Annotated in this window: 14 protein-coding genes; 2 read left to right on the top strand and 12 right to left on the bottom strand. The window is 65.7% G+C overall.

Annotation, left to right across the window (positions count from 1 at the left end):
- Positions 1–59: 59 nt before the first annotated feature.
- From ACOGJB_RS13770 to ACOGJB_RS13755, 4 genes are all read right to left on the bottom strand, one after another.
- Positions 60–632, bottom strand: a complete 573-nt coding sequence (locus tag ACOGJB_RS13770; RefSeq protein WP_419837668.1) for a carboxymuconolactone decarboxylase family protein — start codon at positions 630–632, stop codon at positions 60–62.
- Between the two features lie 8 nt (positions 633–640).
- Entirely contained in the window at positions 641–970 is a 330-nt protein-coding gene (locus ACOGJB_RS13765; RefSeq protein WP_419837667.1) for a hypothetical protein, read from the bottom strand.
- A gap of 18 nt (positions 971–988) precedes the next feature.
- On the bottom strand, positions 989–1,627 hold the full coding sequence (locus ACOGJB_RS13760) for a hypothetical protein (protein ID WP_419837666.1): 639 nt from the start codon (positions 1,625–1,627) through the stop codon (positions 989–991).
- Between the two features lie 72 nt (positions 1,628–1,699).
- Positions 1,700–2,020 (bottom strand): hypothetical protein, encoded by a 321-nt coding sequence (locus tag ACOGJB_RS13755; RefSeq protein ID WP_419837665.1) that lies wholly within the window; start codon positions 2,018–2,020, stop codon positions 1,700–1,702.
- 59 nt (positions 2,021–2,079) lie between these two features.
- Here ACOGJB_RS13755 and ACOGJB_RS13750 point away from each other — a divergent pair, with 59 nt between their 5' ends.
- Positions 2,080–3,648, top strand: a complete 1,569-nt coding sequence (locus ACOGJB_RS13750; protein ID WP_419837664.1) for a sulfatase — start codon at positions 2,080–2,082, stop codon at positions 3,646–3,648.
- Positions 3,649–3,662: 14 nt separating this feature from the next.
- Here ACOGJB_RS13750 and ACOGJB_RS13745 read toward each other — a convergent pair whose 3' ends face one another.
- The 7 genes from ACOGJB_RS13745 to ACOGJB_RS13715 form a co-directional block, all read right to left on the bottom strand.
- A complete protein-coding gene (locus tag ACOGJB_RS13745; RefSeq protein ID WP_419840744.1) occupies positions 3,663–4,559 on the bottom strand; it encodes an SMP-30/gluconolactonase/LRE family protein in 897 nt (298 codons plus the stop codon).
- Between the two features lie 34 nt (positions 4,560–4,593).
- A complete protein-coding gene (locus tag ACOGJB_RS13740) occupies positions 4,594–5,658 on the bottom strand; it encodes an ABC transporter ATP-binding protein (RefSeq protein WP_419837663.1) in 1,065 nt (354 codons plus the stop codon).
- A complete protein-coding gene (locus ACOGJB_RS13735) occupies positions 5,655–7,586 on the bottom strand; it encodes a dipeptide/oligopeptide/nickel ABC transporter permease/ATP-binding protein (RefSeq protein WP_419837662.1) in 1,932 nt (643 codons plus the stop codon). Before ACOGJB_RS13735 ends, ACOGJB_RS13740 begins: the two co-directional genes overlap by 4 nt.
- Positions 7,583–8,539 (bottom strand): ABC transporter permease, encoded by a 957-nt coding sequence (locus ACOGJB_RS13730; RefSeq protein ID WP_419837661.1) that lies wholly within the window; start codon positions 8,537–8,539, stop codon positions 7,583–7,585. The genes ACOGJB_RS13735 and ACOGJB_RS13730 overlap by 4 nt, the downstream gene beginning before the upstream one ends.
- Before the next feature lie 102 nt (positions 8,540–8,641).
- Positions 8,642–10,405 carry an ABC transporter substrate-binding protein gene (locus tag ACOGJB_RS13725; protein ID WP_419837660.1) on the bottom strand — a complete coding sequence of 588 codons (1,764 nt, stop codon included), beginning with the start codon at positions 10,403–10,405 and terminating at the stop codon, positions 8,642–8,644.
- 125 nt (positions 10,406–10,530) lie between these two features.
- Entirely contained in the window at positions 10,531–11,058 is a 528-nt protein-coding gene (locus tag ACOGJB_RS13720; protein ID WP_419837659.1) for a MarR family winged helix-turn-helix transcriptional regulator, read from the bottom strand.
- Between the two features lie 90 nt (positions 11,059–11,148).
- The gene (locus ACOGJB_RS13715) at positions 11,149–11,271 is read right to left on the bottom strand and encodes a hypothetical protein (protein WP_419837658.1); all 123 of its coding nucleotides are present in this window, start codon (positions 11,269–11,271) and stop codon (positions 11,149–11,151) included.
- 151 nt (positions 11,272–11,422) lie between these two features.
- Here ACOGJB_RS13715 and ACOGJB_RS13710 point away from each other — a divergent pair, with 151 nt between their 5' ends.
- Positions 11,423–12,985, top strand: a complete 1,563-nt coding sequence (locus ACOGJB_RS13710; RefSeq protein WP_419837657.1) for a sulfatase — start codon at positions 11,423–11,425, stop codon at positions 12,983–12,985.
- Here ACOGJB_RS13710 and ACOGJB_RS13705 read toward each other — a convergent pair.
- Positions 12,973–15,066 (bottom strand): 4Fe-4S dicluster domain-containing protein, encoded by a 2,094-nt coding sequence (locus tag ACOGJB_RS13705; RefSeq protein WP_419837656.1) that lies wholly within the window; start codon positions 15,064–15,066, stop codon positions 12,973–12,975. The two genes, ACOGJB_RS13710 and ACOGJB_RS13705, sit on opposite strands and share 13 nt — an antisense overlap.
- Between the last annotated feature and the right edge of the window lie 112 nt (positions 15,067–15,178).

The raw sequence follows: 15,178 nt of genomic DNA, 5'->3' as shown, positions 1-15,178 counted from the left end.
CGCTCACGGGCCGCTCGGGCCACGGCTTCGCCTAGCGGCTCAGCCTCTCAGCGCCAGCGTCAGCCTTTGGTCCAGCCGACGCTTGAGGGGTGGCCCTTGCGTTGCTCGTGGGCTTCGCCGACGTGCTTGCCGACCTTCCAGCCGACGCTGCTGAGGTTTTCGGTGGCCCAGTCGACGGATTCCTGGTCGGTGACGGTGGCGATCGTGTCGTTCCACCGGTTGAGCCAGCCGGCGAGGCAGGCCGACGCCACGATCTCGATGATCTGCTCGTTCGAGTAGTGCTCCCGCACAGCGTCGAAGTGCTCGGGCCGAGCCGCGTTCGGCAGCTGCGCCGCGGCGCGCACCAGGTCGAGCGCGGCTCGCTCCGCATCGGTGAACAGGTCGGACGTTTCGTACTCCCAGATCGCCTGGATGCGCTCGGTTTCGACGCCCATGCGGTTGAGCGAGAAGGCGCCGTGGGACTGACAGTGGGTGCAGCCGCTCGACACGCTCGCCATGGTGAACAGCATCGACTTGAACTCGCGGGGAATCGTCCGCGCGCTGTTGACGAGATTGACAAGCTCGTTGACCTTCACGCGAAGCTCAGGCCAATGATCGAGCTCGAATTCTTGACGGTCGTGATACTCGCTCATCTCGGTTCTCAGCCCTTCAGGTGTTCGGGAATGGTCACGCCCAGCTCGTCGCCGATGTCGAAGTAGCGCTTGTTGACCGGCACGCCCACCGCATCGACCACTCGGTTGGTGCCCTCGAAGCCGGCGCAGACCGCGGCGGCACGGGTGACCGCTCCGGGACCGGCAGCGTCGAACAGCTCTTGGCGGGCGATCGGCAGCTCATCGAAGTCGGTGAGGACGATGGCATCGACGAACGCGATGAGCTCGCGGCCAGCGGGCAGGAGTGGATCGAGCATCGAGTTGGTGATGGCGACGACGTTGACCGGCTGGTTCTGGTGCTTGGCGCTCTCACGGAGCATCCATGTGTGACCGAACAGTCAGAAGAAGCATTCATTGAGCCACGACGTTCGTGACGCCACCAGCTCCATCTGCATGCGGCTGAGCTCGCGGCCCGGCTCGACGTCGTACTGGTGCACGACCTTGTCAGCAAGGTAGAGCGGCTTGCCGAGAGCGGCCTTGTGCTTCGATTCGTTCGGGAGCGCTGACAGCGCCGTGGGCGCGAGCGCGATCCCGACCGTCGGCACCCAGGCGTTGACCTTGGCGGCACCCTCGCCGATGACCGGGACAGGGTCGCCGGGGGTCGGCGGCGGCAGCGTCTCGAGTTCGGCACCGATACCGATGCGGTACGAGTCGATGGTGGTGACCAGGGCGACAACCGCCACCAGCTCGACATAGCTCAGAATGTCGTGGCCGTCGGCTTCCCAGGCTGCGATGTGCTCGGGGCGGGTAGTGATGGCGTCGACAGAGATACGACGCGCGGCCTCGGCGATCACCGCAGGGAGCTCGGGTGCGGCCGACGCAAGGCCTCGGGCAACGCGGGCGTGGGCCGCGATCGCGAGCCGCTCGGCGCCCGTGAAGAACGAGCCGGGCGCGGCCAGCGCATCGAGCGAGCTCGCGACGGCGTCTTCGGCCGCCAGGTCGACCTCTGCGAGTGAAGGACTAATGGTTGTACTCATGGGTGCAAGACTCCCTTGCCGTCGGGCGGATTGTCAACACTCGTGCGCGCAGAGATCATGTCTGGGCTGACCTCAATCACCGGCGTCGGAGGTCTCGAGAATTCGTTCGCCCGTGACCGGGTGCGGTCCGATCACGGTCATCATCCCGCCGTCGAACGTGTCGCCCGAGACGGTTCCCTTGAAGCGGATCTTGAAGTCGGTCATCACCGTCTTGTGGGTGACGATGAAGACCACGTCGTCGCCGTCGTAGGTCGCCTCGACCCCGAGCAAGCCTTCGGGACTCTGGTACACACCGGTGCCATCCGCCGCGAGGGCGACCACCGGAGTCTCTTCCCCTCGGGTCGTCTGCAGGCGGAGCTTCCAGCCTCCGACTGCGGCCGGTGTGCCTCCCATGGTCCTCCTGACCAAATCCCTAACGTTCGTTATAATACCGCTCTCCACGAGGGATGCCAGTGAAGCCGAACATCGTGATCGCATTCGCGGACGACTGGGGTCGCTACGCCAGCGCCTACCGCGGGATCGACGGCACCAGCCCCTGGAACGACCTGATCGAGACACCGAACTTCGACGCGATCGCGGCGCAAGGCGCGCTGTTCACCAACGCGCTCGCGCCGGCTCCGACCTGCACGCCGTGCCGGAGCTCGATGCTCGCCGGCCGCTATTTCTGGCAGACCGGTCTCGGTTCCATCCTCATGGGCTCGTACTGGGACGACGACATCCCCACCTTCCCGCTCGAACTCGAAGCTCGCGGCGGCTACGAGATCGGTCACACCTACAAGGTGTGGAGCCCCGGGCAGACCCGCAATGCCCCGATGGGCGGCGTGCGCACGGCCTACAACCAGGCCGGGCTCGACTTCAACCAGTTCACCCACTTCGTGACCCGACTCGGGGCCCAGTACGGCATCGAGACGGCCAAGGAGCTCCTCTACGCCGAAACGCGCGACAACATCCGGTCATTCATGCTCACGCGGCGAACCGATCGGCCGTTCTGCTACTGGTGGGGCCCGGCCAACACGCATCGGTCGTGGGAGCGCGGCTCGGGCAAGGCCCTGTGGGATATCGATCCCGACGACCTCGAGGGCCGGATGCCGGGCTTCATGCCCGATGTCCACGAGGTTCGCGAAGACGTCGCCGACTACCTGGGCGAATGCCTCGCCTTCGACCATGGTCTTGGCATCTTGGTCGAGGAACTGAACAAGGCGGGCGAGTACGACAACACGATCATCGTGGTGTCGGGCGACCACGGCATCCCGGGCATCCCCCGATCGAAGAACAATCTGTACGACATCGGCTGCGAGGTCGCGTTGGCGGTGCGGTGGCCAGGCGTGGTCGAGCCCGGCCGCGTCGTCGACGACTTCGTGAACCTCATGGACTTCGGTCCCACCCTGTGCGAGGCGGGCGGCATCGAACCACCGGCCGGCATGAGCGCCGCCAGACTCATGCCCGTGCTGCGGTCCACCGCCAGTGGCCAGGTCGACCCCGAACGCGACTTCGTCGTCACCGGCCGCGAGCGCCACGTCGCCCAGGCGAGAGCCGGCTTCCTCCCCTACCCCCAGCGGGCGCTGCGCGAGAAGGATTTCATCTACATCATCAACTTCGAGCCCGACCGGTGGCCGATGGGCGATCCGATCAACCTGGGGCCCGACGAGGAGCCGCCGTCGTACCAGGCGTTGTGCAACAACCCTCTCGTCACACTGATGGACTGGGACAACGGTCCGACCAAGGCGTGGATGGTGCTCAAACGCGAGGACCTCGACGTCGAGCCGTTGTACGACCTCGCCGCGGGCAAGCGCCCCCGCGAAGAGCTTTACGACCTGCGCACCGACCCCGACTACCTGCACAACGTCGCCGCCGATCCGGCCTACGAGGACGTACGGGCCCGCATGGAAGCCCGGCTGCTCGCGATCCTCGAGGAGCACGACGATCCCCGCCTCACCGAGGACCCGTGCCGCTACGAACTCGAGCCCTACGCCGGGCCCCCGGACACCGAGTGGTTCGCGTACATGTGGTTCGCCAAGTAGACACGCGCCGCTGATCACCAGGGGCTGCTGAGGTCCTCGTTCAGCAGGTTGGTGATGCGTCGTAGGCACCCGGCCGAGTCGGTCAGGTAGAGGTCGCGGCCCGTGGCCCCGCCGAAGCAAAGGTTCGACGGATTGACCACGGTCGGGATGTCGAGCACGTGGGTGTGGTCGGGAGCGAATACTGCGACACGTGGGCCCCGTCCGCCCTTCGGCCAACCGCAAGCGGCCAGCAACGAGCCATCGGGTGCGAGCGTCATGCCGTCGACGCCGCGATCGTCGCCGAAGTCGAATAGCACCTCGTAGTCACCAAGGTTGCCGTCGTCGCCGATCGGGTATGCGCGGAGTTCGCGGCACGACTCCGGTGGCGGCATGTGGGTCTGGGCCACGTAGAGCGTGCGTTCGTCGTGGCTCAACAACACACCGTTGGGACGGGTCGTGTCGAACGTCGCCCGCTCGACCAGGTAGCCGTCGCCGTCGGGAACGGCGATCAGGACGGACTCGTGATCGAGCTCCATCACGGACTTGTCGGGGTGGTAACGCGGGTCGCTGAACCAAATCCGCCCATCGGCCCCGATCGTGAGATCGTTCGGGGCATTGAGGCGCGCGCCCTCGAATCGGTCAGCGACGACCGTGCGCGAACCATCCGCCTCATAGCGCTCGATGCGACGTCCACCGTCGACACAGCCGTACAACCGTCCGTCGGCGTCGAGTGCGAGGCCGACCGCCTTCTCGGTGTCGTCGAGGAGCACCACTGTTTCACCGGTGCGTGGGTCGAAGGTCAGGATCCGGCTCGTCGGCACGTCGGTGAAGACCACCCGCTCGCCATCCCACACCGGGCCCTCGGTGAATGAGAACGGGCCGGCAACCGTTTCCCACTCCCACTCCCACGACGACTCGGGCAACGAGTGCATTGTCACGATGAACGATCTGCCGGCTCGACGTCGCTCAGACAGCGACCTGGCCGCGCGCCTCGGTCTTGATGAACTCGACGACCGACTCCCCGCCGAGCTCGGGCCCCGACGTGTGGAGGTGGCATCGCACCTGGCCGCCGTGATGGGCGGGGCTGGGTTCGGGCATCTCCTCACGGCAGATGTCCAGAGCGACGGGGCACCGGTTCTCGAACGGGCAGCCTGGCGGCATTCGCGCCGGCGACGGCGGCTCAGCGTCGTTGTTGAACGACTGCCGCAGCTCGCGGCGACTGGCCTGCATGATCGGGTTGGGCATCGGGATCGACGCCACCAGCATCTCGGTGTAGGGGTGCGTCGGCCCTTCGTAGATGGCGTCAGCGTCGCCCTGCTCGACGAGGTAGCCGAGGTACATGACGCCGACGTCGTCGCTCACATGCTTCACGACTTCGAGATCGTGGCCGATGAAGAGGAATGCCACGCCCGTTTCGGCCTGAACCCGCTGGAGCACATTGATCACCTGCGATTGGATCGACACATCGAGGGCGGACGTGGCTTCATCGGCGATGATCAACTCGGGTTCGACGGCGAGGGCGCGCGCAATCGACACCCGCTGCCGCTGACCACCCGACATCTCATAGGGGTATCGATCGAGGAACTCAGTCGACATGCCGACTTCGTCGAGCAGGTTGATGATCCGCTGCTCGCGTTCAGGGCCGGGCTTGATCTTGAAGTGACGGGTGATGCCGTCGCCGATGATCCTGCGGGTCTGGTGGACCTGGTTGAGCGACGAGAAGGGATCCTGAAGGACGGCCTGAACCTTCTTACGGAAAGCCAGTTCCTTCGGGCGAGGCACGTTGGTGACGTCGTCGCCGTCGAGACGGATCGTGCCGGCGTGCACATCGACGAGCTGCAGGATCGCGCGGGCGACCGTCGACTTGCCCGAGCCCGACTCGCCGACGAGCCCGAAGGTCTTGCCCGGCTCAATGGAGAAGCTGATGCCGTTGACCGCCTTGACCGGCGGCGGCGTCTCGCGAAACAGCTTGGCGCGCGAGGCGAAGTGAACGTGGAGGTCGTCGACCTCGAAGAACGCGGACCCGCTCACGCCTGCATCTCCTCTTCGGGCACGAGTTGGATCTCGCCGTGCCGGACGCAGCGCACGAGGTCGCCGCCGATGGTCTCGAGCGCGGGCATGTCGTTGGTGCAGGCGTCGGTAACAAAATCGCAGCGAGGAGCGAAGCGGCAGCCCTGCGGCCACGCGGTCGCCGACGGCACCATGCCGCGGATCACCGGAAGCTCGCCGTGGCCATCGTGGCTCTGCGGCATCGTGTCGAGCAGGGCACGGCTGTAGGGGTGCTTGGGGCGGAAGAAGATGTCGTCGGCTGACGCCGTCTCGACGACCTGCCCGCCGTACATCACGAGCACGCGATCGGCGGCTTCGGCGATCACGCCGAGGTCGTGGGTGATGAGAATGATCGCCATCTTGTGCCGCTCCTGCACCTCAGCCATGAGGTCGAGGATCTGGCCCTGCACGGTGACGTCGAGCGCAGTCGACGGCTCGTCGGCGATGAGCAGCTTCGGCTCGCATGCCAGCGCCATGGCGATGCCCGCCCGCTGCGCCATACCTCCGGAGAACTCGTGGGGGTACTGGTCGAGGCGGCGGACCGGGTCGGGCACTCGAACCTCAGCGAGAAGTTCACCCGCCCGCCCGAGCGCAGCCTTCTTGCTGAGGTTCTGGTGGATCATCAACGGCTCGGCGATCTGTCGACCGACCTTGATCGCCGGGTTCAGGACCGCGATCGGCTCTTGGAAGATGACGCCGACGTCCTTGCCCCGGATGGCTTGCCACTCCGACTCGGTGAGGTTCGTGACATCACGGCCGCCGAACTGAACGCTGCCACGCGTCATTCGTCCGGGCGCGGGCGTGAGACCGAGGGCCGAGAGCATGGTCATGCTCTTGCCCGAACCGGATTCGCCGACCACGCCGAGCGTCTCGCCGGCGCGCACTTCGAGCGACACTCCTTGGAGGATCTGGCTCACCCGTCCGCTCTGATCGGGGAACTCGACGTCCATGTCACGCACCGACAGCACAACATCGGGACCGGTGGCGTGCGGTGTTGTTGCTGCGGTGACCGCTGTGCGCTTCGTGATCGACAGAGCGTTGTTGCTCGAGTCGCGACCGATTGCATCGCGGATCGCGTCACCCAGCAGGTTGAACGACAGCACCGTCAAGATCAATGCCATCCCAGGGGGAACGACCTGCCAGACGCCTTCCACCCGGAACAGCTCACGGGAGCGGTTCAACATGACGCCCCAGTCGGGGTCGTCGAGACTCGCGCCGATCCCGAGGAAGCTCAGCGTGGCGCCGATCAAGATGATGGCGCCCGAGATGATGGCCGCCTGAACGATGAGCGATGACAACAGGTTCGGCGCGATGTAGCGGGCGAGAATCGTTCGAGTCGACAACCCCGTTATCCGGGCCGAGTCGACGTAGAGCTCTTCCTTCTCCTGCAGCGTCACCGCCCGGGTGAGTCGGGTGAAGCGGGTCGACATCGCGATGCCGACACCGATCATCGCGTTGTCGAGCGACGGCGTGAGGATGATGATCACCGCCATCGCGAGCAGGATGATCGGCAACGAGAACAAGACGTCGTTGACCCACATGATCGCCCGGTCGACTCGTCCGCCTCGCCAACCCGAGAAAAGTCCGAGCGGGACGCCGACCACGACGGCAATCGTCATCGCGATCAGGATGGAGCGGAAGGCGTAGCCGGCGCCGAAGATCACCCGGCTGTACCAATCGCGACCGAGCTGATCGGTGCCCAGCCAGTGATCGCGGCTCGGACCGTCGAACAGCCGCTGGAGGGTGACGTCCTGCTGGAGCGGATCGTGCGTGGCGAGCAGTTCGGGCCAGACCCACGCGATGAGAAGGATCACGAACCAGATCATCGAGAAGATCCCGAGCGGGTTCTTGAACATCCGGCCCCAGAAGCGCCGTCGCGGAGATTGAGCGGCCGACGCGGTTGCGGTCACTTCGCGAGCCTCACCTTCGGGTTCAAGAAGCCGTAGCTGATGTCGACCAGGAGGTTCACCACGGCGACAACGAGGCCGACGATCAGCATCCCGCCCTGGAGCACCGTGACGTTGCGGTTAAGGATCGCTGTCACCAGCAGTTCTCCCATGCCGCGGATGCCGAACACGATCTCGACCGCGGTCGTGAGCCCGATCGCCGCAGCCGCCCGGAAGCCGAACACGGTGATGGTCGGAACCATTGCGTTCGGGAGGGCATGCCGGCGGATCAATGGCGCGCGACTAACCCCGCGGGCCCGCGCCGCGAGCACGTAGCGGGACTGGAGTGCGTTGGCCATCGAGCTCCGCAGCTGGCGCTGAACGATGGCGATGGTCGGCATGCCGAGGGCGATGGAGGGCAGGAGGATCGACGTGAACCACCCAGTGACCGACTCGCTGAGAGGCGTGTACCCGATGGGGTCGAGCCAGCCGAGTTCAATCGCGATCCCCCACGACAGCATCATGCCGATGATGAAGCCGGGCGCCGCGATGACGCTGGCGGCAACGATCGACAGCGAGCGATCGAGCAGTCCGCCCGGGCGGATCGCCGCCATGATTCCCATCACCATCCCAATGGTGATGCCGATGACCAAGCTGAACCCGACGATGCTGACCGAGGCCCAGATGCGTTCACCGATGAGACCGGCGACGGAGGCGTTCTCGTCGAGCAACGACGCCCCGAGATCGCCGCTTACGACGTCGCCCAGCCATTGAATGAAGCGGACGGGAATCGGATCGTCCAGCCCCAGGTTCTCCTCGACGGCACTCACACACTCCGGCGTGGCACCCTCCCCACAAACCTGGATGGCGATCGAGCCGTTGGCCTCCATCGCGACCGCGATGAGGAAGGTCACCACCGCGATCGCGAACATGAGCGGGATTGTCGCCAGCAGCCGGAAGCCGATGTATTTCGCCATTCGCGCAGTCCCCCTCCGAACCGACGCTATCTAACGTGAACGACGAGGGTCCCGGGCCCGATCGGCCCGGGACCCTCTCAGTCGTTCAGCGCGCGGGCTGGATCAGCCCTTACGCACACCGTGCGGCCAGAACGAGACAGGGATGCCCTGAGTGTGCTGGAGACCGGTGATGTCCTCCTGATGACCGATCGTCGTGGTCAGTGCGTGGTTGATGATGAAGATGCACTCTTCAATCATGATCTTGAAGGCGGCGGCCACGTCGGCCTCGCCGTCTTCGAAGGTCTTGCTCTTCGCCGCCTCAACGAACTCGACCACGCCGTCAGGCGAGACGCCAGACGGGTTGAGGAAACCGGTACCAGTGCGGGCGATGAGCGACATCAGCGCGTTGGGCTCGTTGTAGGCCACGATCTGCACCGGGTGCTGGGCCCGGGCCAGACGGGCGAACATCTCACCGGCGCCTGGAGGGTCGAGGGCCTCGTTGTTCATGGTGATGCCGATCTCGGCGAGCGCACCAGACCAGGCCGAGGCGGTGACGGGCCAGAAGCCAGCGGGCAGGTGACCGTTCGTGAACTCGAATCCTTCTTCGCCGCTGGCGTCCATCAGGCTCTGGGCGAGCTCGAGGTCGAAGTCGGGCGACTCGAGGTCGTCGATGTAGGCATAGTCGGTCGGGCTGACCGCAAACTGCTTGATCGCGGACTCCGGGGCGTTGCCGCCGGCTTCCTGGATCCCGACTCGGTTGAGGGCAGCTGCCATGGCACAACGAACGTCCCTGTTCGCCAGCTGCGGGATCTGCTCGCCCAGCCAATCGGCAACGACGAAGCCGATGCGGACGGTGGTGTTCGCGCTGAAGGCGGGGACAAGCTCCTGCTCGTTGTTGTTGATCGTGGCGATGTCAAACTGACCGGCGATGAGACCGTCGAGGCGGGCCTGAGCGCTGAGACCGCCCTGGATGTTGGCCGTCTCGAAACCGACCAGCTGGGGCTGCCAGTAGTCGGCGAACGCGGCGAGATTGATATCGGTGTGATCCTCGCTCTCGCTGTCGATCACGTAGGGCCCGGTGCCCGACGGGTTGGCGATGGCGCTGCCGAGTGAGTTGGGCGACACCATGAAGCCCGAGTTGCGGATGAGGCCGCTGAGGACCAGCGCAGCACTCGGGGCGTTCAGGTTGTACTGCACCGTGTACTCGTCGACGGCCACGACGCTCTCGACGCTGGCCAGCTGACCCGCGACCGGCGGAAGAACCTCGGGCGGACCGGCGGTCTGGATGAACTCGACGTTCGCAATGACGGCGTCAGCGTTGAACGGGGCCCCGTCGTGGAAGGTCACGCCCTCGTGCAGGTAGAAGGTGATCTGGTCGCCGGCTTCGGAGATCTCGAAGCACTTGGCCAGCCACGGCACGATGGCGCCCGTGACTCCGTCCTGGCGGACCAGACCCTCGTACACCCAGCCGTAGTAGGCGAAGGCTGCAGGCGCCTGGTTGTTGTGCGGGTTGAATCCACCAGTGAGGATGAATCCCATGCCGAGGTCGGCGTGACCGCTCGGGGCGTAGTCGCCGACCTCGAGCTCGACCGCTGCGGCGCAGTTGGCGGACTCGTCGATCTCGACATTGCCGACGTCTTCGGCTTCGGTCGCGTCGTGGTCGTCTTCTTCGGCCGCGTCGTCGGCATCGGCCGCGGCAGCGTCATCGGCCGCGTCATCGGCATCGGCGGCGTCATCGGCCGCGTCATCGGCATCGGCATCACCACCGGCTACGTCAGTCTCGGCGTCGGAGCCAACTGCGTCGTCGGCATCGTCGCCGCCGCATGCTGCGGCGATAAGCGAGATAGCGAGCAGCGCGGCGAGCAGCCGCATCCACTTCTTGGTCATGTCCCCTCCAAGGGTCCCCTCGTCAAACCACGCCCGCACATTCGTAACGATCGTGATGGTTGACGATAGCATCCCGCCTCCGCGCCGGGATTGTCAACAATTTCCTAGTCGAGAACTAGGAGTCGTCAGTCGAGGTCGGAAAACACCGCCGCCCAATCGCGGGATCCGTCGGGCGGTGGTGGCAGCTCAGAGGTGCGGACGAACTCGTTGACCCGGCTGAGGAAGTCGTCGAGCCGGCGGCGCTCGTCTTCGTCGAGACACGAGAAGACGTGCTCGTACATCAGCGCCTCACGCCGGATCATGTCGGAAGCAAGTTCCTCGGCCAGTGGCGTCGCGGTGAGGAGGCTCCGGCGTCCATCGGCCGGATCGGGCGACACCTCGATGAGCCCCTTCTTGAGTAGCGCTGCGACGGCCCGGCTCACATTCATCGCATTCATCGCTTCGTCCGCGGCCACATCGGCTCGGGCCTGGCCGGGCTTGAACACCACACTGCGTAGCACCCTCCACTCGGGGAGGCTGATGCCGAAGGGCTGCTCGGTGCGCTTGTAGAAGCTGGCCTGGATCCGGTTGCTGAAAACGTGAATCCGACGCCCGAGCACACGCTCGAGCGTCTCGGGCAGGTTGCGGACGGTCCCGGCATCGACCTCAGTCATGAGACCGGACTGTATGCCGCCGCGGCAGAGGTCCTCCGGACACGCGATCGAGGAGTTCGAGGCCGTCGTTGTCGACCCGATGAGCGGCCGTCATCCGAACAGTTTCCCGCGCAGCGTTGGGCTCGCGTAGCGCTCACGCACAACACCGCCGCCGGAGCAGCCAAGCTCGCCGAAACCCAGGTTGTCGAAGAAGACAAAGACGATGTTGGTCACTGGGGCGGATCGTAACATTCGTGATGAATGTGGCTTCTAGCTATGGTTTCGCCATGACGTCAGACCCCGAAGCGCAGCAGATCTTCGCGGAAGTCCGCCACGCCGCGAGCACGCTCTTCCGGGCGCTCGGGCTCGATTCGGGAGGACCGTCTTGAGTCGCCCGAACGTCCTTCTCATCATCACCGACCAACACCGCCCCGACCATCTCGGTTTCGGCGGCAACCCGATCGTGCAAACTCCCACGCTCGACGCGTTGGCCGCGCGCAGCATGCAGTTCACGAACGCGTTTGTGGCCAACCCGCTGTGCCAACCGAACCGGTGCTCGATGCTCACGATGCGCTACCCGTCGGTGCACGGCACCCGTCACAACGGCATCGCGCTCGACTGGGACGCGAACACGTTCGTCCGGCGCCTGCGGTCGAGCGGCTACCGAACCGGCCTCGTCGGCAAGGGCCACTTCCAGAACTTCGAGCTGTTCCCCGAGATCGCTCGGCGGCAATTCGACTTCTCCCACGACGAGCAGGCCCGCCTCACCGGCCTGCCTGGGACCGACGGGTGGGATCGCTACGAGTCGATCGCTGGTCACCTCGCCGAAGACATCGTGTTCCCCGACGACTACTACGGGTTCGACCATGTCGAGATCGTCTCGAACCATGGTGACCAGTGCACCGGCAACTACGTCGGATGGCTCCGTGAGAAGGGCCACGACTGGCATGACGTCGCCGGCCTCGACAACGCCGAGTGGACGCTTCCCGAATGGGACCAGGTCCGCAAGCCGTCGATGCCGCCCGAGCTCTACCCGACGACCTACGTCGCGGAACGGTCGGTCGACTGGATCGAGTCACGCGCCGGCGACGACGGGCCGTGGTTCCTCCAGTGCTCGTTCCCCGACCCCCACCACCCGTTCACCCCGCCTGGCGACTACGCCCACATGTACGACCCCGCCGACGTCGAGGTCCCGCGCACGTTCAACGACCCCCACACCCGTTCGGCCGCGCACATCCAGCGCATCGTCGGCGGCCGGGGCAACATTACGAGTTCGCCAGACCTGCAGGCTCCCGACGAGCACCAACTCCGCCACGCCATGGCGTTCGAGTACGGCGCGATCACGATGATCGACGACGCGGTCACCAACGTGCTCGATGCGCTCGAACGCTCAGGGCAAGCCGACGACACGATCGTGATCTTCACGTCCGACCACGGCGACATGTTCGGCGACCATGGCCTGCTGCTCAAGATGTTCGTGCACTACGATGGCGTGCTCCGTGTGCCGTTCACGATCACCGGCCCGGGCATCGGTGCGGGCACCACCGACTCGCTGTGCAACACCCTGGACCTGGGCGAGACGGTCCTCGACCTGTGCGGTGTCGACAGCTACTACGGCTCACAGGGGCTGAGCCTCACCCCGATCCTCGACGACCCGACGGTCGAGCTGCGCCGCGAGCTGCTGATCGAGGAGGACCAGATCCGCGATGGGATCCGCGCGGGCGTGCAGCCGCGCATGCGCACGCTCCTCACAACCGAGGCCCGGATCACGCGCTACCAGAACCTCGACTACCACGATCTGTACGACCTCGAGAACGATTCCGACGAACTCGAGAACCGGTGGGACGACCCGTCGAGCGCTGGTCTGCGGACCGAGATGGTCGAGCGACTGGCCGAGATGATGATCGCCTGCGCGAACCCCAGCTACCGGCCGAACTACATCGCCTGACGACCGACGCGAGCCCGCGCCGCAGCCGGCGTCTCGGCCTGTTTGCGCCGAAGAATCGCTTCCTTGCGTTCGAGCTTGACCGGTACCCCCTGGTTGTCGCCTGCGGGGAGCATGTCGGGCGGGTAGATCGCCACCTTCTGCTTGTCGGCGATGCGGCCGCCGTTCATGTCGAGCTCGCGGGCGTTGGTGCCCTTCTCGGGCTCGATGGTGCGGCCGTCCTTGAATTCGAGGTCCCACCACCACTTCTTGATCGGGTTGATCGAGCCGTTGCCGACCTTGTCGTCGAGGTTGGCGATGAACTTACGGGTGAAGGGCAGCTTGATCGCCGACCACAGAAACACCCGTTCCGCGAGCACGCCTTCGATGTTGAACGGGCACGTCTTCATGCAGCGCCCACACGCCGAGCCCCTCATGTTGCCGAGGCGGTACTTGGTGCACTTCTCGACGTCGGGCTTCCACATCTCGTACCCGTTGAACATGATCTTGTCGCCGAACTCGATCGCCCCGCACGGGCACTCGCGGGCGCACTTGGTGCACTTGGTGCAGAAGTCCTGGAGCCCGAAGTCGATCTTGCGATCGGGGGTCAACGGCATGTCGGTGGTGAGCACGACCGACTTGAACCGCGGTCCGACAAATGGGTTGAGCACCAGTTCGCCGATGCGGCTCAGTTCGCCCAGCCCCGCTTCGAGTACCAGCGGGATGTGCAGCACTTCACTGTCGCGGTTGGTATGGCTTCGAGAGCTGAAGCCAAGCGATCGGAGATGTTCGGCCATGAGGCCGGCGATCTGCGCGCCGCGCATGTAAGCGCGCATCGACTGGGCGCCACTCACCCAGTCGTCACCACTCGCGCCCTCCATGGTCTCGTAGCCCTGGTCGAGCAGGATCACGACGCCGTACTTGTGGCGTGGCGTGATCACTTCGCCTTTGCCGTTGTGCGAGTACCAAGCATACTCCGGCACCTCGCACACGCCGACCATGTCGCCGCCGAGGTGATGGGCGAACGCCTTCAGCGCGTCGGCGTTGCGATCCGGATCGCTGGTGCCCGGCGCGCGCTCGGGGGCGACCTCGCCATCCTGATACGGCACCATCTCGCCGATCTGTTGGATGTAGGCCTGCGCCTGCGGCGTCTTGTACGAGAAAACCGCCAATTCCTTCTGGAACTTCGGCCCCATGTCGCCGTGACCCGCGCGCGGAAAGCCCCCGGCCCGCACTGGCACCCGCTCGATCTCTTCGGGGATCACCAACGTGGTCGCCTCGGGGACGCGCTTGATGCGCTCCATCGGGTAGCGGCCCATGTGCAGCGGACGGTGGTCGCCGTTGAGCCGGCCGAGGCCCGCCCGGGTGCCACCTCGGCCGAGCAGCCATCCGAGCGAGTGGGTCGACCGCAACTTGGCGGCCAGGCCGCGGCGAGCGAGCGGAGCGTCGGGCGCGATCTCCATGTCGGTGGACACGACCGAGAGCGAGAATCCGGTCTTGATGAAGGGGGCGCGGAGTTCGCCACCGACCGCTTCGATGAGCCCGCACTGCAGCGCCACCTTCTCGATGTCGACGTCCGAGATTGTCGGGGTGTGGGCCACCGCGTCGAAGCCGATGCGGCGGATGTAGCCGGCGATCAAGACGGCGAGCTCGGCGGCACGCAAGTCGGCGTTGACCTGTCGGGTGCCATCGATCCAGTCGTCGCCGGGCTGATCGCGCCCGACGGTGCGGGAGTGAGCCACCAGCGTGACCACGGCAAAACCGTGGTCGCGGGTCTCGCCCGTCCAGGCCTCTGCGGTGAGCACGCCGCACCCCGTCATGTCGGCATCGAGGAAGTAGAGGCCGCCCTTCAGGTTGTCGGCCCGCTCCTGGGGGTCGTCCGGGATCGGGGCTCGCTCGGACACGTCGCCCGTGCGCTGTTGGTCGAAGAGGTCGAGGTAGAGCTCGTAAGCATGGCTGGCAGACAGCGGCCCTTCGGGTCGGGCCTCGGCGGGACGAACGCCCGCGCCGGCGACAGGCGCGGCGGGGTCGGCAAGCCGCGGAAGTCGCTCGAGCGGGTACGGACCCATGCCGGTCGGACGCTTCTTGTGTGAGAAAAGCTTCACTGGTCCCTCTGCATGATCCGTCGTCGTGGCCGACTTTAGTCACTGACTAGGTTCGAACACCGGGTGTCGCGGATCGAGTCCAAGATAGATGGCAAGGCGTCTGTTCGATCAG

The organism is Candidatus Poriferisodalis sp. (assembly GCF_965208895.1).
GTDB lineage: Bacteria > Actinomycetota > Acidimicrobiia > Acidimicrobiales > Poriferisodalaceae > Poriferisodalis.
The sequence above is the reverse complement of the archived record's forward strand: the minus strand, read 5'-3'. Positions and strand labels throughout refer to the sequence as shown.

What these genes read in the sequence shown, in the direction of transcription:
- ACOGJB_RS13730 (WP_419837661.1), bottom strand. Translation starts at nt 8,539, where the DNA reads ATGGCGAAATACATCGGCTTCCGGCTGCTGGCGACAATCCCGCTCATG.
- ACOGJB_RS13755 (WP_419837665.1), bottom strand. Translation starts at nt 2,020, where the DNA reads ATGGGAGGCACACCGGCCGCAGTCGGAGGCTGGAAGCTCCGCCTGCAG.
- ACOGJB_RS13760 (WP_419837666.1), bottom strand. Translation starts at nt 1,627, where the DNA reads ATGAGTACAACCATTAGTCCTTCACTCGCAGAGGTCGACCTGGCGGCC.
- ACOGJB_RS13765 (WP_419837667.1), bottom strand. Translation starts at nt 970, where the DNA reads ATGCTCCGTGAGAGCGCCAAGCACCAGAACCAGCCGGTCAACGTCGTC.
- ACOGJB_RS13770 (WP_419837668.1), bottom strand. Translation starts at nt 632, where the DNA reads ATGAGCGAGTATCACGACCGTCAAGAATTCGAGCTCGATCATTGGCCT.
- ACOGJB_RS13725 (WP_419837660.1), bottom strand. Translation starts at nt 10,405, where the DNA reads ATGACCAAGAAGTGGATGCGGCTGCTCGCCGCGCTGCTCGCTATCTCG.
- ACOGJB_RS13745 (WP_419840744.1), bottom strand. Translation starts at nt 4,559, where the DNA reads ATGCACTCGTTGCCCGAGTCGTCGTGGGAGTGGGAGTGGGAAACGGTT.
- ACOGJB_RS13720 (WP_419837659.1), bottom strand. Translation starts at nt 11,058, where the DNA reads ATGACTGAGGTCGATGCCGGGACCGTCCGCAACCTGCCCGAGACGCTC.